Annotated in this window: 21 protein-coding genes and 3 pseudogenes; 14 read left to right on the top strand and 10 right to left on the bottom strand. The window is 67.1% G+C overall.

Annotated elements, in window-relative coordinates:
* Positions 1-358 (bottom strand): SOS response-associated peptidase family protein (locus ABS772_RS07255; protein ID WP_350393334.1); only part of this gene is annotated, 358 nt, incomplete at its 3' end.
* A gap of 309 nt (positions 359-667) precedes the next feature.
* Here ABS772_RS07255 and ABS772_RS07260 point away from each other — a divergent pair.
* On the top strand, positions 668-1,132 hold the full coding sequence (locus ABS772_RS07260; RefSeq protein ID WP_350393523.1) for a low affinity iron permease family protein: 465 nt from the start codon (positions 668-670) through the stop codon (positions 1,130-1,132).
* A gap of 73 nt (positions 1,133-1,205) precedes the next feature.
* Here the strand turns inward: ABS772_RS07260 and ABS772_RS07265 are convergent, their stop codons facing one another.
* From ABS772_RS07265 to ABS772_RS07275, 3 genes are all read right to left on the bottom strand, one after another.
* Complete coding sequence (locus ABS772_RS07265) at positions 1,206-2,276, bottom strand: ROK family protein (protein WP_350393336.1); 1,071 nt, start codon at positions 2,274-2,276, stop codon at positions 1,206-1,208.
* A gap of 654 nt (positions 2,277-2,930) precedes the next feature.
* A complete protein-coding gene (locus tag ABS772_RS07270) occupies positions 2,931-3,200 on the bottom strand; it encodes a hypothetical protein (protein WP_350393337.1) in 270 nt (89 codons plus the stop codon).
* Between the two features lie 197 nt (positions 3,201-3,397).
* Entirely contained in the window at positions 3,398-3,634 is a 237-nt protein-coding gene (locus tag ABS772_RS07275; RefSeq protein WP_350393339.1) for a hypothetical protein, read from the bottom strand.
* Between the two features lie 193 nt (positions 3,635-3,827).
* Here ABS772_RS07275 and ABS772_RS07280 point away from each other — a divergent pair, with 193 nt between their 5' ends.
* Both ABS772_RS07280 and ABS772_RS07285 read left to right on the top strand, forming a co-directional pair.
* The gene (locus ABS772_RS07280) at positions 3,828-4,040 is read left to right on the top strand and encodes a hypothetical protein (RefSeq protein WP_350393341.1); all 213 of its coding nucleotides are present in this window, start codon (positions 3,828-3,830) and stop codon (positions 4,038-4,040) included.
* 125 nt (positions 4,041-4,165) lie between these two features.
* Entirely contained in the window at positions 4,166-4,540 is a 375-nt protein-coding gene (locus ABS772_RS07285; protein ID WP_350393343.1) for a response regulator, read from the top strand.
* 198 nt (positions 4,541-4,738) lie between these two features.
* Here the strand turns inward: ABS772_RS07285 and ABS772_RS07290 are convergent, their stop codons facing one another.
* A complete protein-coding gene (locus ABS772_RS07290) occupies positions 4,739-6,394 on the bottom strand; it encodes a GGDEF domain-containing protein (RefSeq protein ID WP_350393346.1) in 1,656 nt (551 codons plus the stop codon).
* A gap of 270 nt (positions 6,395-6,664) precedes the next feature.
* Here ABS772_RS07290 and ABS772_RS07295 point away from each other — a divergent pair, with 270 nt between their 5' ends.
* Together ABS772_RS07295 and ABS772_RS07300 are read left to right on the top strand one after the other, a co-directional pair.
* Positions 6,665-7,351, top strand: coding sequence for a zinc metallopeptidase (locus ABS772_RS07295; protein WP_350393348.1), 687 nt, complete (start codon positions 6,665-6,667; stop codon positions 7,349-7,351).
* Between the two features lie 223 nt (positions 7,352-7,574).
* Positions 7,575-7,706: pseudogene (locus tag ABS772_RS07300) on the top strand (transcriptional regulator); the annotation flags it as partial.
* 21 nt (positions 7,707-7,727) lie between these two features.
* On the opposite strand, the gene ABS772_RS07305 reads toward ABS772_RS07300, so the two are convergent.
* The 3 genes from ABS772_RS07305 to ABS772_RS07315 form a co-directional block, all read right to left on the bottom strand.
* Positions 7,728-8,981 carry a DUF5996 family protein gene (locus ABS772_RS07305; protein WP_350393350.1) on the bottom strand — a complete coding sequence of 418 codons (1,254 nt, stop codon included), beginning with the start codon at positions 8,979-8,981 and terminating at the stop codon, positions 7,728-7,730.
* A gap of 93 nt (positions 8,982-9,074) precedes the next feature.
* A complete protein-coding gene (locus tag ABS772_RS07310) occupies positions 9,075-10,010 on the bottom strand; it encodes a pirin family protein (protein ID WP_350393352.1) in 936 nt (311 codons plus the stop codon).
* A gap of 138 nt (positions 10,011-10,148) precedes the next feature.
* Positions 10,149-11,063: a LysR family transcriptional regulator gene (locus ABS772_RS07315; protein WP_350393354.1), complete on the bottom strand. Its 915-nt coding sequence runs from the start codon at positions 11,061-11,063 to the stop codon at positions 10,149-10,151.
* A 154-nt stretch (positions 11,064-11,217) separates the two neighbouring features.
* Here ABS772_RS07315 and ABS772_RS07320 point away from each other — a divergent pair, with 154 nt between their 5' ends.
* The 3 genes and pseudogenes from ABS772_RS07320 to ABS772_RS07330 all read left to right on the top strand — a co-directional run bounded on the left by ABS772_RS07320 (position 11,218) and on the right by ABS772_RS07330 (position 13,508).
* On the top strand, positions 11,218-11,871 hold the full coding sequence (locus ABS772_RS07320) for a hydrolase (protein ID WP_350393356.1): 654 nt from the start codon (positions 11,218-11,220) through the stop codon (positions 11,869-11,871).
* A 54-nt stretch (positions 11,872-11,925) separates the two neighbouring features.
* Positions 11,926-12,420: pseudogene (locus ABS772_RS07325) on the top strand (alginate export family protein); the annotation flags it as partial.
* 47 nt (positions 12,421-12,467) lie between these two features.
* Positions 12,468-13,508: an Atu2307/SP_0267 family LLM class monooxygenase gene (locus ABS772_RS07330; RefSeq protein WP_350393358.1), complete on the top strand. Its 1,041-nt coding sequence runs from the start codon at positions 12,468-12,470 to the stop codon at positions 13,506-13,508.
* 238 nt (positions 13,509-13,746) lie between these two features.
* Here ABS772_RS07330 and ABS772_RS07335 read toward each other — a convergent pair whose 3' ends face one another.
* Positions 13,747-14,703 (bottom strand): zinc-dependent alcohol dehydrogenase family protein, encoded by a 957-nt coding sequence (locus ABS772_RS07335; RefSeq protein WP_350393359.1) that lies wholly within the window; start codon positions 14,701-14,703, stop codon positions 13,747-13,749.
* Positions 14,704-14,798: 95 nt separating this feature from the next.
* Here ABS772_RS07335 and gcvA point away from each other — a divergent pair, with 95 nt between their 5' ends.
* On the top strand, positions 14,799-15,686 hold the full coding sequence (gene gcvA, locus ABS772_RS07340) for a transcriptional regulator GcvA (protein ID WP_350393361.1): 888 nt from the start codon (positions 14,799-14,801) through the stop codon (positions 15,684-15,686).
* Here the strand turns inward: gcvA and ABS772_RS07345 are convergent.
* Positions 15,666-16,689, bottom strand: a pseudogene (locus ABS772_RS07345) (FAD binding domain-containing protein). The gene gcvA and the pseudogene ABS772_RS07345 sit on opposite strands and share 21 nt — an antisense overlap.
* Before the next feature lie 111 nt (positions 16,690-16,800).
* Between ABS772_RS07345 and ABS772_RS07350 the strand changes: the two are divergent.
* The 5 genes from ABS772_RS07350 to ABS772_RS07370 all read left to right on the top strand — a co-directional run bounded on the left by ABS772_RS07350 (position 16,801) and on the right by ABS772_RS07370 (position 21,026).
* Entirely contained in the window at positions 16,801-17,481 is a 681-nt protein-coding gene (locus ABS772_RS07350) for a Crp/Fnr family transcriptional regulator (protein WP_350393363.1), read from the top strand.
* Positions 17,482-17,515: 34 nt separating this feature from the next.
* Positions 17,516-18,025, top strand: a complete 510-nt coding sequence (locus ABS772_RS07355) for a FecR domain-containing protein (RefSeq protein ID WP_350393365.1) — start codon at positions 17,516-17,518, stop codon at positions 18,023-18,025.
* Positions 18,026-18,039: 14 nt separating this feature from the next.
* On the top strand, positions 18,040-19,911 hold the full coding sequence (locus tag ABS772_RS07360; RefSeq protein ID WP_350393367.1) for a CHASE2 domain-containing protein: 1,872 nt from the start codon (positions 18,040-18,042) through the stop codon (positions 19,909-19,911).
* A 100-nt stretch (positions 19,912-20,011) separates the two neighbouring features.
* On the top strand, positions 20,012-20,368 hold the full coding sequence (locus ABS772_RS07365; RefSeq protein WP_350393368.1) for a hypothetical protein: 357 nt from the start codon (positions 20,012-20,014) through the stop codon (positions 20,366-20,368).
* 259 nt (positions 20,369-20,627) lie between these two features.
* Entirely contained in the window at positions 20,628-21,026 is a 399-nt protein-coding gene (locus ABS772_RS07370) for a DoxX family protein (protein ID WP_350393370.1), read from the top strand.
* Positions 21,027-21,068 lie beyond the last annotated feature (42 nt).

Consider the following 21,068-nt stretch of genomic DNA (forward strand, 5'->3'; position numbering starts at 1 on the left):
CGAACCACACCGGCGGATGCGAGCCGTCGGGCAGCGCCTCGTTCTCGGAGAAGCTCGTCAGCGGGACGAGGCAGCGATGCTCCGGGCCGAGCCAGCGCCGCCAGTGCGGCGAGGCCGTGTTGCGCACGTTCGTGACGCCTGGGTCGGTCTTCTTGCCCTTCAGGGCGAAGGCCGGCGACGGCATGCCCCAGCGATACATCGAGAGGATGCGTCGCCCGTCCGCGACGTGGACGACCGGCGCGGCCGTGTTTGGGAAGATGCCGGGCAGCGGCGGCAGGTTGCCGGTGTGATCGACCGCCACCTCGAACAGGCGCCGGATCTCGTCCTGGCTCTTGGTCAGGGCATAGAGGTTGCACATCCCGGCACCATTCTGTCGCGGCGACCATCCCTCAGCGCGCCGGAGATGAAGGTAACACCGACAGCCATGGTGAACCGGCGTGAGCTCGGGGCCGCTACGCTCGCCGCCGCAGTCCTCCTGGTCAGTCGGCCGTCGCAGGCGCTCGAGGTGCGGTTCCGGCAAGTGGCGCGGTCAGGTCCGGAGCATCCCCGCGCAGGGGGCGTTTCGTCCGGCGGGATGTTCCTGTTCAGTTTACGGGTCGAATATGCAGGCTGCGGATGCCTGCGCAGTCAGGCGGTCATCAGCGACCGGTGCAGCTCGGAGCAGCGGATGCAACCCTCGAAGACCTTCACGGCGTTCTCCTCGTCCATCGCACGCGCGGCGGGGAAGCCCCTCACCTTCGGGGCGAGCATCGCGGTCATCCTGGCCTGGGCGGTGAGCGGCCCCGTGTTCCACTACTCGGATACCTGGCAGCTCATCATCAACACGGGCACGACCATCGTGACGTTCCTGATGGTGTTCCTGATCCAGAACACGCAGAACCGGGATGGCGCAGCCATCCAGGCCAAGCTCGACGAGCTGATCCGGGCCAGCGCGGCCCAGAACCGCTACATCGGCATCGAGAGCCTGACCGAGGAGGAACTCACCGAGCTGCGCGAGCGCTGCGCCAGTCGGGCCCAGGTCAGCAAGTTGGACGCGGCGCGCGAGGCAGCCGAGGCGGCCGAGGAACGGGCTGACCGGAAGGCGCGCGAGGCGGCCCGGGAAGCGTCCGGCATGGCGTCGTACCCGGATTAGCGTTCGAGGCCCCCCACGAGGGTCGAGCAACTCAGGTGCATCTCATGCCTGGGCGACGGGTGGCCGGCTTCCGTCAGGCTGACCCTGCGTGGGCCAGGGGCCTCTCGCCGGACGGCTCCTCACTCAGGCTGACGCTCGTGAGGCTCGTGAAGGTGGCGTTGCCCAGCCCCGTGCCGATGGTCAGCACGCCCCAACGGACGTAGCCACACATCCGCGACGCCTCGCCCAGGCCCTGCAGCACTGCGTCGTTGTGAAGGATGACCCTGACTTCGTCGTCGTCGATACTCGACAGCGACGCGGCCACGCGGGCCGGCAGGTTGAAACCGGCCTCCTGCCAGTTGCCCGGCAGGTTCTGCGTCCCGCAGGTGATGGCGCCGTCCGCCCTGATCGCACCCGGGCAGCCGATGCCGACGAAGGGTGCCACGCTCAAGCCCTCATGCCGCGCACGGTGCACCAGGCTGGCCAGCATGGTCGTGAGCCGCGTCACCATCTCGTCACGGTCGACCCGTTCATGGCGGTGACGCCAGTGCTCGCGCAGCAGCACCTCAGCGGCCCGGCTACCCCCGCGACCTGGTCGAACCACACCGGCCCGGACGTTGCCGCCACCGATATCGACAGCGAGGATGGCTTCGTGCCCCGGCACGTCCGCCGGCCTGAGATGGACCGCGCCCAGCAGCGCGGCCTCGTCGGGGTCGACCTGAATGGGCCGGACCCGAACCGGATGGCCGCCGGCTTCCAGGAGGGCTTCGGCACGCCGGATCGCCCGCTCGCCCAACCGGCTCCCCCGCAGGCCACCCCCGACGGCTACGGCCTCGATGCCGGCCCACTCGCGCGTGGCGAGGAAGCGGCGCACCACCTCCGCGAACTCGGTCGCGTAGCGCTCGACCGCTTGTCCGATCAGGCGGGCCGCCGCGGTTCCTTCCTGTTCCAGGATCTTGTCGAGGGCTGGCCTGTCATCGCTCGCGACTGACCCGAGCGGATCCGGCCCGGCATCGCACGCGCTCCGTCTGAGGCCGTCCAGGACCGCGGCAAAGGCTCGGCTGCGGACGCGGTCGCCAACGAAGCCGCCATTCTCTTCGAGCTTGAGGTTGTAGCCGTCGATGCGAAACCCGGCTAGGCGCCCGGAACCATGCTGGCACGCCACCGACGCATCTCCACAAGGGGCACTCAACGGCCTTCCATGATGAAGTCGGGCATATGACAGTCGGATGACGGCGGCCGCTGGCGTCGAGCTGGGGGCCGCATGTGGACCGACGCCCGAGTATCGCGCCGTCGGCACCCTCACCTCTTTTTTAAGTCCAGTCTGCCTCAGTCGAGCTGGGCAGTGAGCCGTCTTGCGATTGCATTGGGATGCGGAACGGTCGGCCCGTACCGAGTGCCGCAGATGTCGGTCGAGGCAAGGGCCGGCGAGCCTTCGAGCGCGTGGGTGTACTTCAGCAGCTTCGTCGCCGCCGAGGACCACCAGAAGGCGGGTGACGCCCCGCCACCACCGGTGTGCTGACGCACCCAAGCCGCAAGCTATGTCGTATATGCAACGGCAATCACGCCCGGAGGGGCTTGCTTTGTGCGGCGCAACATCTAATTTTGAATTATGCGAGACCGCGATGGCGTCGCGGTCGTGCTGCCCTTCTTGGGCGTTTCCTCCCTAGACTTCGGGCCGCTCCCTCACCGGAGCGGCCTTTTTTGTCTGGGATCAGCGATTTAGCTCGTCGGGAAGATCTGAACAAGCGCTATTTTGCGGATCTTCGGAGCCAACCTTTGGCTGAGGGCTCTGCGCGGAGCCCTCATTTCTTCCAGTTTACATGCGGTTCATCATGCGGCGGTCCATCCGTCGCTCCATCCGCCGTCGTTCCATGCGGCGGTCCATGCGACGTTCCATCATCCGCCGCTCCATCATGCGGCGTTCCATCATCCGCCGTTCCATGCGCGTCATCTGCACCGTGGTCACCAAGAACGGATCTGTCTGCACCGTGCTGATGGCGAGGGGAGCGGCCGATGCCGTCCCGGCACTCACCGCCAGTCCGCCGAGGAGTGCCGCAGCGGCGAGGGTTAGGGTGCGTGTGTTCATCCGTGTTCTCCTGCAGAGACCGACGAAGCCAGCCTGAGATGAGAGAAAACAATCCTCCCGGTCGAGTTCCTGGAAGGGACATAAAACTATCGTGCGCTCTGACTTCGCACACGCAGCAAAAGATGATCAAACCGCATTTCCGGTGCGGAGCCGTTCGCGATGTTGAGGGCGGGTACGGAGCCTTCGGACGAAGAGTTTTACGAGTTTCGGTCTATGTGCGCTGCGCGACCCTGGTCCGTGGCCGAAATGCTCAAAGTCATGAGGTTCGCACCGCCGAAGAGCTGGACGCTTTGCCCCCTGTTGAAGGCCATGGACATGACATCGTCCGCTACCGGGAAGAGCGCGACCGGTTCACCGGTTTGCGCCAGCTGGACGAGGTGCCCGGTCTCAGTGACGAGACCGATGGCGTGGGTGATCAGGTCGAAGTCGCACAACGAGGCTTCCGAGGTGCTCGGCCGGTCACCTCGGTTCCTGCAGGGGCCCAGGACCGGGTGTGCCGAATTGAACCGGCTCCGCGTCGATGCGATCGAGCCGCCGGCGGGCTGGGCGGTTTGCTCCAATCCGAGTAGACCTCTCGCAGGCTTCAATCCGCTTGAGTCGACTCGGAGTTGCTGAGACGAGGGTCGTATGCGCGAGATCTACGCCAGCCCAAATGGTGATCGCTGGTACCTCGTCGTTGATGAGGCTTCAGGGCGCACCTTCGTTCGACACGCGAGCAACGAGGCGTCGGGCGGAAACATTGCCGACATCCCTCTCTCCGACTTTCTAGCCGAAGGACGCAGCGGTCCCGAGCACCAAGCGTTCTGGGCGCTTCTCCGAGAGGCCGTTGGTGCGGGTTGATGAGACGACAGTGCCACACGGTGGTCGAACCGAGCTGGGCAGGGCGGCTGACACAAATCGCACGACAGACAGGCGCTGCGAGAAACTCGTCGAAACTGGGCCACAAGAGATGCGGTTAGCACGCCATGAGCCCGCACCCACCCCTTGTTTCTGCCGTCGTACTGGTTGTCGAAGACGATAACCTGCTGCGCATGCTCGCCACCGACATCTTGGAGGACGAGGGACTCACCGTGTTGCAGGCGGCGACGGCCGATGAGGCGTTGCCCATCCTCGAAGGCCGCGACGACATCGGCGTGCTCTTCACCGACATCAACATGCCGGGGACGATGGATGGGCTGACCTTGGCAACTCACGTCGCGGAGCGCTGGCCGCATGTTCGGCTTGTCGTGACATCAGGTCGGCAGTGGCTCACCAGCGACCAGATGCCCGATGCCGGGCAGTTCGTTCAAAAGCCTTACCGTCCGCGGCAACTGGTGAGCGCGATAGCCCACGCAACCTGAGACGGTGATGCTCGGCCCAAGCGTCGTCTCAGGCTTCTTCCTCACAGGTTCACTCGACCCTATCGGCCGCTACAAATCCAAGCTTGATGTGACTGATCGGCTCTTTGCGGGATTTTATTGCTATAAAATTTCTTCCTGGCGCAATTTCTGTCCATCGTTGCATGCGCCATACAACGTCGAAAAGACGACCTTGAGCCGCTACTCCGCAGCCATCCGCAGGAGTGCGGGCTCATCTGTCGTTGCCTCGGATTGGCTTCGCCATCCTTGACGCAGCGGCGCCACAGCGACTTGGTTCCGGCCGTTGTGTTTGGCCCGGTAGAGCGCCGTATCCGCCGCGCGTATCAGGTCGGCGCTGGTGCCGGAGGTGCTTGGGACGGAAGCGACACCGAGCGAGGCGGAGACCTTCGCCCCATGCGTGCCTGACAGGCTCTCGATGCGAGCTCGGATCTGCTCGGCCTTGGTGGCCGCGTCCTCAAGATCGCAATCGGGCAGGAACACGATCATTTCCTCACCGCCATACCGGCAGGCAACATCCGTCTCCCGCAGGGCGCCGACAATGGCGGCTGCGGCTTCGCGCAGGACCGCGTCGCCGGTCGCGTGACCGTGCTCGTCATTCAACCGCTTGAAATGGTCGAGATCAATCATGACGACAGACACCTTCCGGTTCTCGCGTTCGGCGAGCCGGACGTACCGTTCGAGGCTGTCCTCCATGTAGCGGCGGTTGTAGAGGCCCGTCAGGGGATCGCGCAGGGCTTGGCTGCGCAGCTTCTCGCGCAGAGCGATGTTCGAGAGCGCGAGCGACATGGCATCGCCGAGTGCCGAGCTGAGCGGCAGGATCGCCGCCAGACGCGCTTCCGCATCGGCCCCCTCAGCGAAGATTTGCAGAAGCCCGAGGTTCTCGCCGCGCGCTGCCATGGGGATCTCCAAGGCTGCTAGGCTCGAAACATGGTGCTCGCAGCAGAGAGCCTTTGCCCCTCCCTGGTTGATGTGCGGCTTGCCGCGCTTCATGGCCCAGCACTGACTGACCATGATGGTCTCCGGCAAGGGGACGGCATCACCGCACGACCACGAGGTGGAGAGCACCAAACGATCGCGCGAGTTGTTGAAGACGTACAGAGCACCGCCGAACCCGCCGATCAGCTCCCCGGCGGTGGCTCTCAGAACCGCGTTGGCGTCGTGGTGATCCGCTGCGCTTTGCAGCATATCCGCCATCCCGAACAGGTGGCCGACCTGCTTGCGGGAGGCCTCCACCTGCGTGATGGCAGTCTGGCGCGCTTGAGCATCGCGCGCTGCGGACCGAAAGGCAAAGACCATCATCCCGCCGATCAGGATCTGCGAAAGCAGGACGATGAGCTTGCCGATCTCGATACGAGTCTCGTGGACGGCGAAGCGCGAGTTCCAGTCGGTCAGGAACGCGTCGAAGGCGCTCCGGATCTGACCGACCTGGGCAGCGCTTCGACGCTCCCTGAGCAGCGCCTGCGCCTCGTTGAGGCGTCCGTTGCGCGCGAGTTCCAGCACGTCCGTCCAGCTCGCCTGAAGCGCGTCGATCAGGCCTCCGATGGTCGCGTTGACGTCCGATGTTCGGATGAAAGGCGTCAGCAGGGCGAGCTGCGCGTTGCGCCGGCTGTGCAGCGCCTCGAGCGCGCGGTTGTACTCACTGATACCAGTGTCGCCATCCCCGAGAGCCTTGTTCAAGACATAGGTTTCTGCATCCATCAGCGCTTCCTGCGCGATGCGCATCTGACGTCCGCCCTCGCGGAGATCGATCAGCGCTTGCTGATGCGTGTTCGTGAAGAAGAACCCCGACAAGGCGGTGGTCACCATCAGCGACACCAGGCCGATCTGAATGATCAAGCGCCGCCTCCCACGGCCGTACGGCTTGCGGGTGTGGTCCGCTCCGAGTTCCATCGAAATAAGAGACATGGTCGTGTCCGGATGACGGGGACGGCGCAGCATCTGAGGTGAAGCCAGTTAGCTCCACCTTCTTGCCTGGAACGTGAAGGAACATGGCTAACGGTCCGGTGCTTCTTTCAATAGAAGCGTTGCGGGTCCCGCATCCATCGCGATATCATCCAGTGAAATGTCGCGCTTTCCTGGATACGGCCGCGTGCCCACATATCCTTCGTGCCCGTCCTCCTAGCGCTTGGCGCCGCCCTCCTGTTCGGTCTGGTGTTCGGCCCTCAGTGGTGGGTGCGCCGGGTGATGCAGCGACACGCCACCGAGCGGCTGGACCTGCCCGGGACCGGCGGCGAACTCGCCCGCCATCTGCTCGACCTGGCGCGGCTGGAGCACGTCCCTGTCGAGATCGCGCCAGCCGACCACTACGATCCGGTCGCCAACGTCGTGCGGCTGTCGCCGGGGAATCATGACGGCCGCTCGATCACGGCGGTCGCGGTCGCGGCGCACGAGGTCGCCCATGCGCTCCAGCACGCGGCGGGGGACCGGCTCCTCGCGGCGCGGGTGAGGTTCGCCCCTGTCGTGCAGGGCTTCGAGTTCGCCGCGGCCTTGGTGTTGATGACCGCGCCCGTGGTACTCGCCTTCGTCCATTCGCCTGCGCTTCTCGCCCTGCAGATGGGTATCGGCGTCGCGCTCCTCGGCGTTCGCCTCCTGTTTCATTTCCTGACGCTGCCCGTCGAACTCGATGCGAGCTTCCGCCGGGCGCTGCCCATTCTGGAGACGGGTCGCTTCCTCGACGCGGGCGACATGCCCGGCGCCCGCACCGTACTGCGCGCCGCTGCCCTCACATACGTGGCCTCTTCCCTTGTGGCTCTCGTGAATATTGCCCGCTTTCGACGGCTCCTCCCGTTCTGAAGCATCCAGGGCGAGCGCCCGGTTTTCTGCTCCGATGAGCTGCGAGCGGACCATCCCTTTCCGGGCCTGATCCAGCCATCCCTGGTGGTTGCTGTGCGCCACCTCAAAACCTTGGCCCGCGCGCGGCAGTCGGTCCGCGGGTGATGCGTAAGCAGACTCGGTGTTGTCCAGAGTCTCCACGACCTGGCGTCCGAGGAGAGGCCCGGCTCAATGATGAGTGCCGACCGAGCCGGAACGCGAGCACCTCTTCATGCTCGGGCGTCCGTCCAAGGCGCGCTACGAGCCGGTCGACGGCGTGACGCCGCGCCTGCAGTGCCTTCTCGACACGCTTGAGGCGAGCCCGGCTCTGGTGAAGGTGCAGCGGATGTGCTGCAGACTATGCTCGACGCAGCACGTCCTGCCATTCCGGGCGACGCGCGATCTGTGCCTTCGCGAAGGGACAGAGCGGGATGATGGTGACCCCATCACGCCGGGCATCTTCGACCGCCCGGCGAACCATCTGCTCGCCGATCCTGCGGCCCCGCAGGGCGGCCGGGACGTTGGTCGAGTCGATGATGATCAATGTCTCGCTGGAGCGGGTGAAGGTCATGTCGGCCTCGATACCCTCGACGACGATCCGGTAACGCCCCTTCGTTGCACCGTCCTCCCGTTCGACCGTCACGTCGCTCGCCTGAGATGACGTGCCGGATGGCTCGGCGTCCGATTGCCTCGCCTTGCGCGGCTGACCCGGCACGCATTCGAGCAGGTCACGGTCCCATTCGCCCCGGTCGGCGGCGGCCTCGTAGGTCGAGACGAGAAACGCCATGAGAGCGTCGTCGGGATCGGCTGCCGACCGCACGGCGTCGTAGGGCAGAACGAACTCGCTCAGCTCCTCGTGCCAGAAGGCGGCATCGGGCCGAACCGGTGCACTTCGAAAGCCGTTCGGCGCCGGGTAGGCATAGGCGTAGAAGGCGGGATAGTCGATGCCGTTGCCGCCCGGCCAGAAGCCCGCTGAGGAGACCTCGCGGTCGTAGGCTTCCCGCGCCACGTCGTCCGGAAGCGCAGGGATGCCGCCGCGATGGAGTGGTGCTCGCCGGCCCGAGAAGCGGGTCACGGCGAGGTCGAGGGCGCCCCAGAACAGGTGGACCGGGCTGGACTTGCCGAGGAAGGAGGTCCGGAACGCCTTGAACACCCGATCGACGGCCATCGACGCACGATGGAAGCGCTGTACGGCGTCCCGATCCCAGGGCCGGTCGCGATGATCCTCGCGGAAGGGCATCGGATAGGGCACCTCGTTCGGCCGCCCGTCGAAAACGGGCGTCCCGCCGAGGTCGGACACCAAGCGGACGAAATCGGCATGGAACGTCGCGACCGTGGACGGGCCGAGCGCGAACGACGCCTCGCGGCCGTCACCATTCGTGCCGACGACCCTGTGCGCGTGAAGATCGAACAGGATCTCGATCCCCGGCCCATCAGGGATGGGCGAGGAGGAGAGGCCACGAGGCGTGACGGAGAAGGTCGCGTTCCAGGAGTGGTTGAGCCACGGGCTATGCGCCAGCCGATATTTGCCGGCGATCTGCAGGTAGAGGTGCAGGGCCGAACACGTCTCGCGCCAACCGAGATAGTCGAGGTGGGGCCACCTGTCGCTCATGCGGCTTTCTCCATCGCACGCCTGCGCACATGCTTCGCGCCTGTCGTCTCGGACCGCGCGGCCGGACGCCGCGCCAACGCCTTGTCGTGCTTCTCAATCCGGGAGCGGGATGTGCTCGTCCCGGTCGCCGGCCGGAAGGTCGAAGCGCCCTTCGCCCCATTGCCGCGCGCGCCATTCGGCCTTCGCCGCCTCGATGCGCTCCTTCGAGGAGGCGACGAAGTTCCACCAGATGTAGCGCGGGCCCGCGAGCGTCGCGCCGCCCAGGATCATCAGCCGCGCGCCACGGTCGCCGGCGGCGACGGTGATCCTGTCGCCGGGGCGGAAGACCATCATGTGGGACGCCCCGTAGTCCCGGCCGGCCACCGAGATCGAGCCCTCGACGACGTAGAGGCCCCGGTCCTCGTGATCGTCCGGCATCGGCAGCGGGCTGCCCGGCTCCATCCTCACGTCGGCGTAGAAGGTCTCCGAGAACATCGTCGCGGGGGCGGCCTGGCCGTAGGCGGTCCCGAGGATCAGGCGCAGGGAGACGCCTCCGCCCTCGATCACGGGCAGCGCCTCCTTGCCGTGGTGCTCGAAGCTCGGCGCCACATCCTCCTGGCTCTCCGGAAGGGCGAGCCAGGTCTGGATCCCGAACAGGCTGTTGGGTCCGCTCCGGGCCGCCGCGCTCGTGCGTTCCGAATGGGTGACGCCGCGTCCCGCCACCATCCAGTTCAGCGCGCCGGGACGGATGACCTGGTCGGCCCCGGTGCTGTCCCGGTGATGGAAGTCGCCGCGAAAGAGGTAGGTGACGGTGCCCAGACCGATATGCGGGTGCGGCCGCACGTCGATGCCCTGACCCGTCAGGAGTTCGGCGGGGCCGGCCTGGTCGAAGAAGATGAACGGCCCGACCATCTGCCGGTTGGGCGCCGGCAAGGCGCGCCGGACTTCGAAGCCGCCGAGGTCGCGCGCGCGGGGAACGATGAGCGTCTCGACCGCGTCGACGCCCACCGCGTCGGGACCGCCCGGTTCCAGGGCCGGGTTCCAGCTCATGAGATCATCCTCTCGGTCCGGGGCGGCGAGACGGATCGTTCCGTCGAGAACCCGGACGTCCGGTCTAGCCGGCAGCCGCGCGGTGCTGGTAGCCGCGCGGGGCGCAGAACCGTGTCGCGGGATGCGGAACGCCTCCCTTCAGGCGCCGGACCCGCGCCCCGCGGCGTCGAGGCCCCAAAGCTCCGGCGCGCTCGCGAAGTGCTCGATCAGCAGCTCGGTCAACTCCCGCACCTTCCGGGCGGCATGGGGGCCGGGTGGCCGAACGACGTAGGCCGCCGCCGGCGGCGGCGGGTGACGCGTCATGACCCGCACGAGCCTGCCCGAGGCGACGTATTCGTAGGTGATGCAGTCGGGAAGCCAGGCGATGCCGAGGCCTGCCACGGCCGCCGCCGCGAGTGCAACGCCGTTGTCGGCCTTGAAGCGGCCCTGCGGACGGAACGTCCTGATCGCGTCGCCGTCCGTGTACTGCCAGGTCTCGGTCCCCTGCATGAGCGCCGGATGGCCGGCGAGTTCCTCCGGCGTCTCCGGCGAGCCGTGCGCCCTGACATAGTCCGGGCTCGCGACGAAGCTCCCGTGGATCGGCCCGACCCGCCGCGCGATCAGGTTGGAATCGGCGAGGTAACCGACCCGGATCGCGCAATCGAACCCCTCCGCGACGAGGTCGACGAAACGGTCGCCGTAGGTCGCGTGGACATGGAGCAGCGGATGGCGCCGGGCCATCGCCGCGATCACCGGCGCGAAGTGGGTGGGACCGAACGTCAGCGGCATGGCCACGCGCAGGCGGCCGCGGAGATCGCCGCCGGGTGACACCGTCTCCCGGGCGACGTCGATCTCGGCGCAGACCCGTGCCGCGTAGTCCCGGAACGTGGTCCCGGCCTCCGTCAGCGAGGCGCCGTGCGTGGTGCGGGCGAGGAGCTGGACGCCGAGGTCGGCCTCCAGCCGAATGAGCCTTCGGCTGACGATGGACTTCGACACGCCGAGACGGCGCGCGGCTGCCGAGACGCCTCCGGTGTCGGCGACCTCGACGAAGGTGCGCAGGTCCTCGATGTCCAAGATGTCGTTCCCCGTTCGGCGACACGGTGTAGCCGAAGGCCAGCCTACCGCGCGAATTTCGCAACTGCCACTGTCCGCCCCGTCGATGCGACGGTCGATGCGGCGGTCGATGCACGGTGCGCCGCGGACCCCGCCAACGGAGGTGATCTCGGACATGGCTTTTCGGAACGGACTCGATTCTCTTCTTCGCCCCGACGACTCGGTCCTCGTCCTGATCGACCACCAGCCCTACCAGCTCGCGAACCTGAACAGTCACGACCCGCACATGGTCGTGAACAACACGACCGCTCTGGCCAAGTCGGCGAAGGTGTTCGGCGTGCCCACCATCCTGACGAGCGTCATCGCGGAGCGCGGCGGCGTCATCTTCCCGCAGGTCACCGACGTGTTCCCGGGCCAGGCGGTGATCGACCGCACGTTCATCAACACCTGGGAAGATCCGAAGGCCGTCGATGCCGTCAAGGCGACGGGTCGTAAGCAACTGATCATCGCCGGGCTGTGGACCGAGATCTGCGTGGCGATGCCGGCGATCCAGGCCGCGGGCGAGGGCTGGGACGTCACGGTCATCACCGACGCGTCCGGCGGCACCTCGGTCGAGGCGCACGAGGTCGCCATCCAGCGCATGATCCGGGCCGGCGTGAACGTGATGACCTGGCTGGCGCTGGCGGCCGAGTGGCAGCGCGACTGGGCCCGTCTGGACACTGCCACTGGCCTGACGGAGGTGCTCAAGCAGCACGCCGCCGGCAGCGGCATCGCCTATCTCTGGGAGCAGCAGCTGCTCGCGACGCCCGTGCCGAAAGCCGTCGGCTGATCGGAAAACGGCCGCCGCGCTCGGCAGGGGTGTCGATGAGCGCATCGCGCCTGGGGCGTCGGCGGCGAAGTCGGCCGCCGCTTCCTGAATGTGCCGCTGCAGCCCGCCGTCAGCTTCACCGCCGACGTGATCTCGGGGGATGCCGATCGGAACGATCCGAAGCTCGGGACCTTCAATCCACTCTTCCCGAGGGGCAAGTATTTCGGCGCCCTCTCGCCGATCGGCCCGCGCAACCTGATCCATCTCCGGCCGACCGTCACGGCGAGCCCCCGTGACGATCTCGCCGTCTCGCTGACGGGGGCCGCCTATTGGCGACAGAGCACAGGCGACGGCATCTACGCGATCCCCGGATTCCTCGTGCGCAGCGGCGAGGACGGCGACGCACGCTTCATCGGCACGCAGATCGAACTCACCGTGGCATGGCAGGCCACGCCGGAACTGAACCTTACGGTGTCGGCCAGCGCGTTCGAGCCCGGGACGTTCATCCGCAAGACGGGACCTGCGCGGACGATCGGGATGGTCGGCGCAATGGCGAATTACCGTTTCTGACCGTGACACCTCCGCCGATCCACAGCGGCAACCGAACAGGAACTCCCATGGAAATCGGCGTCGACAGTTTTGCGGCCATTCTCCCCGATCCGACCACGGGCCGGCTCCCGTCCGCGACTGATCGCATGGCCAACCTTCTTGAGGAGGTCGAAGTCGCCGAACGGGCCGGCCTCGACGTGTTCGGCATCGGCGAACATCATCGCGCGGAGTTCCTCGATTCTGCACCCGCGATCATCCTGGCCGCCGCTGCCGCCCGCACGAGTCGGATAAGATTGACGAGTGCGGTGACGGTCCTAAGCGCCGCTGACCCCGTTCGGGTCTTTCAGGAATTTGCGACCCTGGATCTCATTGCCAAGGGTCGCGCCGAGATCATCGTCGGTCGAGGATCGTTCGGCGAAGCCTTTCCACTCTTCGGCCTGGACACGCAGGCCTACGATGAACTCTTCGCGGAAAAACTCGATCTATTCCTGAAGCTCGGCGAGACGACCCATCTCGCGTGGGAGGGCCGCTTCCGTCCGGCGCTCAAGGGGCAGGGAGTCTTCCCACGCCCCCACCAGCCGCGGCTTCCTCTATGGGTCGGCGTCGGTGGAACGCCGCAATCCTTTGCGCGCGCCGGCGCGCTCGGTCTCCCCTTGATGGTCGCGATCATTGGTGGGACCTTCGAACGCTTTCGTCCGCTCGTCGACCTCTATCGCGAAACCGGCATCCTTGCTGGCCACAGCCCCGACAAACTGACGGTGGGCGTCCACGCGATGGGCTTCGTTGCCGAGACCGACGCAGCTGCCAAGGATGCTTTCTTCCCTGGCTGGGCTCATCTGACAGGGGTCGTCGGGCGGGAACGCGGATGGCCGCCGCCGTCGCGCCAGCAGTTCGAAGCGATGGCCAGTCCCGAGGGCGCCTTCCTGATCGGCAATCCGACGACCGTCGCTGCCAAAATGCTGCATGCCGGGGAGGTGCTCGGCGGCGTCTCGCGCATCACGTTTCAAATGAGCACCGCCTCTCTCGAAACCGCGGCGATGAGGCGCTCGATCGAACTCCTCGGTACCGACGTCGCGCCACTCGTTCGAGCGGCGAATCCGAGGCCTTGACGCGCTTCCGCGACCGATTCTCTGTGCTCAGGCAAGATACGTCTTGAGATTGTAATGCTGCTGGCTCGCTGCTGCGGCCAGGCCGAGGCCGGTTTCGAGGCGGACGATTACGGATGGCACCGGATGGCGCCCGCACCACGCAGAGCCCCGGCACGTCCATCGTCATGCGGTCGTCCTCCTCCGCCACCAGGGCCTTGTGACCCGTCGAGTCAGAGGCTCCGGCATAGATCCGGCGGTGTCACGGTCGCACCCGAAGCACGATCTTCCCCTTGAGCCGGCCCTCCTCCGAGCGTGCGTGAGCGCGGGCGACTTCGTCGAGGGGAAACTCCAGGCCAACTTGCGGCACCACGAGGCCTCGCTCGATGAGGCGCGTCAGGGCGTCGAGCTTGCCGCCAGCCTGGCGGGAGAAGACGAAGTGGTAGGTCGCGTTCCGGCCCCAGGCGTCGATGAGGTTCTGCGGCGTGGCGGTGTCGACCAGGGTGACGACGCGCCCATCCTCGCGGAGGATGCGCGGGGAACGCGAGAGCGTGTCGCGCCCGATCGTATCGAGGACGACGTCGACGCCCCTGCCTTCGGTCAGGCGATTGACGGCGTCCACGTAGTCCTCGCGCTCGAAATCGATGACGGCCGAGGCGCCGAGCTGTTCGACAAGCGCAGCGTCGCTGCCTCTCGCCGTCGCCAGGACCCGCGCGCCGATGGCCTTGGCGACCTGGACGGCGATGGCCCCGACGCCCCCGGCGCCGCCATGGATCAGGACGGTCTCGGTCACCTGCAACCGGGCCCGCTCGACCAGCCCCTCCCAAACGGTCACGCCGACGAGGCTGACGCTCGCAGCCTCGGAATGGGTCAGGTTGACCGGCTTGCGCGCCACGATATCGACGTCCGCCACGTGGTACTCCGCGTACGATCCCAGCCTGCTGAAGATCCGCGGCGTGTAATAGACCTCATCCCCCACGCGGAACGTCGTCACGTCGGATCCGACCTGGTCGACGACCCCGGAGACGTCGTGTCCGATGACGGCCGGCAGTTCGACCTGGTCGGCGTAGTCGCCGCGGCGGATCTGGACATCGAGCGGATTGATCGACGTCGCATGCACCGCAACGCGGACTTGGCGGGGGCCCGGCCGTGGATCGGGCAGGTCCCGGAGCTCGAAGCTGTTCGGTCCCCCGAACCGCGTCAACACCATCGCTTTCATGGAAGCCTCCTGTCCTGGGTGGGCGTCCTTCTGCCAGCCCGAGTGCCGGATGACGAACGCCTTCTCCTCACGCGACGGATGAACTACGTTCAGCCATGACGATGCGGAGATCGCTTCCCCCGCTCGCGGCGCTGCGGGCCTTCGAGGCGGCAGGGCGCCGCCTGAGCTTCCGCGGTGCCGCCGACGAACTGGGCGTCACGCCGACCGCCGTCAGCCATCAGATCCGGCTTCTCGAACAGACCCTGGGGCTGCGCCTCTTCCACCGCGAGACGCGCCGGGTCCGGCTGACTGCCGAAGGAGCCGTACTGCTGCCCGTGCTTCGCGATGGCTTCGATGCCTTCGCCGACGCCATCGACCAGATCCGCGGCCGGCCCTCGGCCGGCCTTCTAACGCTCTCGGCTCCGACCGCCTTCGTCGCGAAGTGGCTGGTTCCCCGGCTTGGCGACTTCCGTGCCGCGCATCCCGGTTGCGACCTGCGGCTGCACGCGTCCGACAGCCTGGTCGACTTCGCGCGCGACGGAGTGGACGTCGCCGTCCGCTACGGGCCCGGACGCTACCCCGGCCTCGAGGCTCACAGGCTGGTGGTCGACCGGGTCGCGCCCGCTTGCAGTCCTCGTCTCGCGGTTCGATCCGAGAGCGATTTGGCGAGCCACCCCCTGCTGCACTTCGAGTGGCCCGACCTGACCGACGAGACGCCGACATGGCCGGTCTGGCTGCGGAAAGCCGGGATCACGGACATCGACGGCGGGGCGGGCACGCGCTTCAGCGACGAAGGTCACGTCATCCAGGCCGCGATTGCGGGTCAGGGAATAGCGCTGCTGTCGGTCGTGCTTGCCGCCGACGATCTGGCGAGCGGCGCGCTGGTTCAACCCTTCGGGCCGGTGCTCGATGCCCATCCCTACTGGGTCGTCCATCCCCGACATCCGGCCCGGGCGGGGGATGTCAGGAGGCTGGTCGACTGGTTAGGCTCCACAGCCGTGTGATCGGGCTGCGCCATGGCTGACCTCGCCCGACTCGAGCACGGTCTCATGGTCGGGCCGGTCTTCGGGCAGGCGGTGGAAATCGACCAGCGCCACCGTGCGCGCGCCGGCCGGACCCGCGATCCAGACGCTTGCGTCGAGAGCTGCCAGGGCGACACACATGTCGGACGGGTGCGTGGCCGTGCAGGCCGGCGAGGTGCCGATGATCGCGTGGCAGCGCCGGGATCCGCCCGCCGCATCGCGTCCGCTCCCAGGGTCCCGCTTGTTGCAACGGGAGGCGGCGACGTCGGCGAAGTACAGGCATCGCGTCCGCTGCATGAGATTGCCGCCGACGGTCGCCATGGTGCGCACCTGCGCCGAGGCGTCTGCCAGGATTGCGCGCCAGCATCGGATAACGCGATCGGACGAAGGGATGGGCCGCGACGGTGCTGTTCCGCGCCGCTGCACCAATCACGAGGCGACCATCGTCGGTCGTTTCGATCGCCGCAGACAACGCGAAGACGTCGGTGAGCCGGGACGGCTGCTCGACACCCTTGCGCATCAGGTCGACGAGGTTGGTTCCTCCGCCGAGCGGTCGGCTGGTCCCGGCCATCCGGACCGCCTCGATCAATGACCTTACGTGACGTCCTGGCCGCGCAAGCCTGTGATCTTCGTCACGGACGCCTTGGCCGGTGTGAAGCGAAAGCTTGCGCGAGCGTGCTGACACAAGGCTGTAAGATGGGTGCGATGATGTCATCTTCACCGGTGGATGTCGTTCGGGTGTGCGCTCGGGCCACCGTGACGAAACCGGAAGGGGCTGGCTTGCCTTCGTCCCTGCCGCCACCGGAAGGATCGTGTCGCGATATGCCCGGGAGACGCGCAGCATCGCCGAACGCTTCCCGCTTCCGCCGAGGACGCATGTCGTGACAGAGTCAGCCTCGGAGGAATGTCGGGCACAGCGGGTGGCGCCCGTCTTGCTATCCCGACCTTCGAAGGTGGCCGTTGCGCGACGCGTCTGCGGCTGCATGCTGAGCGTCTCCTCGGGGTCCTGCGCGCGCTTCGAGTGTCGAGAGACCGCTTGCCGCGGGACTCGCCGCTCGCACCCGCGTCCCGGGCGGCCACCGCGAAAGGCGATGTCGTGAGCACGCCGAACACGCTCGCGCGGCTCTTGTCCGCCAACGCATTCTTCGCCGAGTTGGGCCAGGATGCGATCCAAGCCATCGCCGGCCTTTGCCGGTTGCGAAGCGTTGCGCGGCACGAGGTGCTCTTCCAGAAGGGCGATCCGGGCGATGCCCTCTACGCGATCCGCCGTGGTCAGATCCGCATCGCCACCGGCACCGAGGACGGCCGGTCGGTGACGCTCAACCTCCTCGGGCCGGGCGATGTCTTCGGCGAGATCGCACTTCTCGACGGTCATGCCCGCACTGCGGAGGCCACCGCCCTCGAGGCGACGGACCTTTTCGTCATCGAGCGGCGGGATTTTCTCGGGCTCCTCGCGCACGATGCGACCTTGGCGGCGCGGATCATCGGCTTCCTGTGCCGACGATTGCGCTGGATGAGCGAACGCATGGAAGAAGCGACACTGCTTCCACTCGACGCCCGATTGGCGCGGCGTCTGGTCATGCTGTCCGAGGATTACGGTGCCGAGATCCAGGTGACGCAGCAGGAGCTCGCCGCTTACGTTGGCGCCGCGCGGGAAAGCGTGAACCGGGTCCTTCAGGATTGGCGCCGATCCGGCATCATCGATCTGGGGCGCTCACGCGTGCACGTGAAGATCGCGCACCGTCTGACGGCCCTCGGCGAGCCCTCCCGGATCTGAGGCGGCAGGAGGAGTCCACCCCATGAGACATCTGGTGCGCGTCGCGACGGTCCTCGTGGCCTGCGCCGTCCCAGGCGCTGTCCACGCTCAGACGCGCTGCACGGAAACGACACGATTCGACCCGCCTCTGCGAGTCTTGCGCTGCGACGACGGCCTCTCGCTCGAAACCGAGCGAGAGGCCGCGCTGCGGCCCATCGATCGGGACGGCGATGGGCAGCTCGAAGGAGCGGAGATCGGGGGGCGGGCCGTTCTCGTGACCCTGCCGCCTCGCTCGCGTCCGCGCCAGGGCGGCTTCCAGATCCTCACGCCCCACGCGATTGCCTCCGTGCGCGGCACGGTCTACGCCGTCGATGTGACCGCCGCCAAGACGGCGGTGTTCGTGGCTCGCGGCCGCGTCGCCGTGGCACGCCGGAACGCCCCGGCCGTGTCCGTCACGCTGGGCCCGGGTGAGGGCGTCGATGTCGATGCGGATCAGGCTCCCCTCGAAGTGCGGCGTTGGCCGCAGGAACGCGTCAGAGGTTTGCTCGAACGCTTCGGACGGTGAAAGCTGCAGGTCTGATGCCGGGCTTTGAGTCGATCTCGGCCCGCCACCGGATCAACCGACGCTTCGCCCTCCTCGTGCTCGTCGCTGCGCTCGGGTGGAGCGGCTGGCTCTCTCACCTGCACATCGCCGGACGGGCGACGCCGCTCGATCAACTCGAAGCGGCCCTCACGGATCTGCGCCTGCGCCTGGCCGGTCCACGTACGCCGCCCGCTGACATCGCGATCGTCGCCATCGACGACGAGATCGTCCGCCGGGAAGGAGGCTTTCCCGTGTCGCGCGCGACGATGGCGCGGCTCATCGAAACCATCGCGACCGCTCGCCCGCGCGCGCTGGCCGTCGATGTTCTGTTCCTGGAAGACGGGCGCCAACCGGAGGCGGATCATGCCCTTGCCGCCGCTCTCGCCAGGGTGCCCGCCGTCCTGGCGGCGGCCGCTGTTTTCGACGATGCGACGAACGAGGACGGCATCCCGGTCGCCACCGCCGTGCATCGTCCGACACCGGGGATCGGCGCGACCGCGCTGTCGGGCCTCGTCAACCTGTCCGAGGACGCCGCCGGCGTGCCGCGGCACCTTCCTCTTGTGACCCGAACGAACGAGGGTGTGGCCGCAGCTTTTGTCCTGCGCGCGGCGGCCCTGGCCGCTCGGAGCGATCCGGTCCTGAGCGAGGGAGAGGTTCGGATCGCGTCTTCCGTCATCCCGCTCGATCTCGGCTATCATCTTCCCCTCCGTCCCTACGGACCGCGGCGCACGATCCAAACGTTCGGTGCCGCCGCACTTCTCGATGGGACTGCACCGGCCGCCGTTCTGGCCGACCGCATCGTCGTGATCGGAGCGACGGCGCTGGGGGGAAGCGATACCTTTGCAACGGCGTTCGATCCCGTGATGCCCGGTGTCGAACTGCTTGCCACCGGCATCGCCCACCTGACCACGGGTGACGGCCTCGTGCGCGATGTGCGCGTTCGCCGCCTCGACGCCGTGGCCGCTATGGCTCTCGCGGGCTCTGCCGTGCTCCTGATCGCGCTGGTTTCTCCGCTCCCGGCGGCCCTCCTCGTCCTCCTCATCCTGACGGCATGGCTTGCTGTGGGCACCGTCGCCTTCAGCCGGGGCATCTGGCTGAGCGCCGCCCTGCCGCTCGCAGCCGCCGGACTGCCGGCCCTCCTGTGTGCGGCGGCACGGCAGGCGATCGATCGCCGCCAGAGCGTGAGGCTCGCACGATCGGAGCAGGCGCTGCGCCAGCTTCAACCCGCCGCGCTCGCGGATCGGCTCGCCTGGGACCCAACCTATCTGGCTTCACCCCTCACCCGCGAAATCCCGGTGCTCTTTATCGATCTCACCGGCTTCACCGGCCAGAGCGAGCGCCTCGGCCCGGTGCGCACCCGCGAGATCCTCAAGACGTTTCACGATCTGGTGGACGAGACCGCCTCGTCCCACGGAGGTCTTGTCGTCAACTTCATGGGCGATGGCGCGATGGTCGTGTTCGGCGCGCTGGATCCCGATCCCACCCGGGCAGAGAACGCCGTGCGGGCCGCCGAAGATCTGATCCTACGCACCCGCGACTGGATCGAGCGCGACCCCGAACTGGCAGGCGCCGGACGCGCGCTCGACGTGCGGATCGGCGCACATTACGGACCGGCCATCCTCTCGCGCCTCGGCAGCGATACCAATCAGCATGTCACGGCGACGGGCGATACGGTCAATGTCGCGAGCCGCCTGCTCGCGGTGGCTTCGGAAGCCGGGTCGCGCCTCGCCGCCAGCACCGATCTGCTGACGGCTGCCGGCCTCGACGAACCGGGCGACATCTTCGACGAGCGGCGGACAACGGCCCTGCGCGGACGGTCTCAACCCATCGAGGTTTGGCTGAAGCGCGATCCGAGTCCCCTGCCCTAAGCCTCAAGCCAAGCCGTACGCCGGGCCTTCTGTGACCGGGATCACGGAAACCGATCATCGTCGAGCGCAGAATGCTTTCACCCCAACAGGGAGAAGCAAGATGAAGACGAGTTCGATGAAGATGATGATGGTGGCAGGTTTCGCGCTCGCGGCCCTGGCCGGCGGCGTCGCCAGTGCCGACGCCCGCGGGTTCGGCCATGGCGGCTTCAGACACGGAGGATTCCACGGCGGCTTCGGTCACCATGGGGGCTTCGGCCACCGAGGGTTCAGGTACGGACGCTTCGGGTACGGAAGATTCGGCCATCATCGCCGCTTCGACCACCGCGGCTTCCGGCAGCGGTTCGGCGGGCTCGGCTGGGGGTATCCGTCCGGCACCTATTTTCTCAGTTCGAATTACGGTGACTGCCGCGCCATCTTCAGTCCGCTGCTTGGCGGGTACGAGCGCGTCTGCAGCTGATTGAAATCCGGCCGCGGGATCTTCCAGCCCGCAGGATCGGAACGGCCGCCGCTGCGTGCTCGGCGGCGGCTGCGAAATGATCTCGGTCGCGCAACGATTCTCGATGACGACGGACCCAGTGTTGGCGCGTCGGCCTCACCCCGTGACGAAGGCTGTGTCCGGCAATCGAAATGCATGACGCAATCGCCCCGAAATCGTGCAGAGCCATAACGCAGTGCTCAACAGTCCGAGACAAAGTTGCCAAGCAAGAGGGACAGCGATGAAAAAGACGTGGAGCCGACAGCGAGCCGGCAGCCTTGTTCTGCGCGCAATGCTCACCATTGTATTCACAGCCGCGGCCGGCATGAAGTTCGCCGCGATGCCATTCGAAGTCGCGGGATTCGAGCGCTTCGGCTATCCTCTGTGGTTCATGTACACCATCGGTGCTCTACAGCTGCTCGGCGCCGGCTTGCTCTGGGTTCGCGGCTTGACCAGTGTCGGAGCGGCCCTGCTCGCTGTCTTGATGGTCGGCGCTGTCGGAAGCCACTGGCACGCGGGCGATCCCGTTGTGATGGCAATCCCTGCGCTCGTACTCTCGATCCTGCTCATCGGACTCGCCTACGCGCGCCGCGCAGAATTGGCAGTCTTCATTCCCATGATCAGCGCTGAGCGATCTTGATCCAATCCGTTGCTGCTGCTGGAGGCTCGCCCGCATCAGTAC

The sequence above is a fragment of the Methylorubrum podarium genome, assembly GCF_040270385.1.
Taxonomy (GTDB): Bacteria; Pseudomonadota; Alphaproteobacteria; order Rhizobiales; family Beijerinckiaceae; genus Methylobacterium; species Methylobacterium podarium.

Bases quoted from the DNA above. Each gene is read 5' to 3' on its own strand.
- ABS772_RS07260 (WP_350393523.1), top strand. From the start codon at position 668: ATGCAACCCTCGAAGACCTTCACGGCGTTCTCCTCGTCCATCGCACGC.
- ABS772_RS07270 (WP_350393337.1), bottom strand. From the start codon at position 3,200: ATGAACACACGCACCCTAACCCTCGCCGCTGCGGCACTCCTCGGCGGA.
- ABS772_RS07280 (WP_350393341.1), top strand. From the start codon at position 3,828: ATGCGCGAGATCTACGCCAGCCCAAATGGTGATCGCTGGTACCTCGTC.
- ABS772_RS07285 (WP_350393343.1), top strand. From the start codon at position 4,166: ATGAGCCCGCACCCACCCCTTGTTTCTGCCGTCGTACTGGTTGTCGAA.
- ABS772_RS07305 (WP_350393350.1), bottom strand. From the start codon at position 8,981: ATGAGCGACAGGTGGCCCCACCTCGACTATCTCGGTTGGCGCGAGACG.
- ABS772_RS07310 (WP_350393352.1), bottom strand. From the start codon at position 10,010: ATGAGCTGGAACCCGGCCCTGGAACCGGGCGGTCCCGACGCGGTGGGC.
- ABS772_RS07320 (WP_350393356.1), top strand. From the start codon at position 11,218: ATGGCTTTTCGGAACGGACTCGATTCTCTTCTTCGCCCCGACGACTCG.
- ABS772_RS07330 (WP_350393358.1), top strand. From the start codon at position 12,468: ATGGAAATCGGCGTCGACAGTTTTGCGGCCATTCTCCCCGATCCGACC.
- ABS772_RS07335 (WP_350393359.1), bottom strand. From the start codon at position 14,703: ATGAAAGCGATGGTGTTGACGCGGTTCGGGGGACCGAACAGCTTCGAG.
- gcvA (WP_350393361.1), top strand. From the start codon at position 14,799: ATGACGATGCGGAGATCGCTTCCCCCGCTCGCGGCGCTGCGGGCCTTC.
- ABS772_RS07360 (WP_350393367.1), top strand. From the start codon at position 18,040: ATGCCGGGCTTTGAGTCGATCTCGGCCCGCCACCGGATCAACCGACGC.
- ABS772_RS07365 (WP_350393368.1), top strand. From the start codon at position 20,012: ATGAAGACGAGTTCGATGAAGATGATGATGGTGGCAGGTTTCGCGCTC.
- ABS772_RS07370 (WP_350393370.1), top strand. From the start codon at position 20,628: ATGAAAAAGACGTGGAGCCGACAGCGAGCCGGCAGCCTTGTTCTGCGC.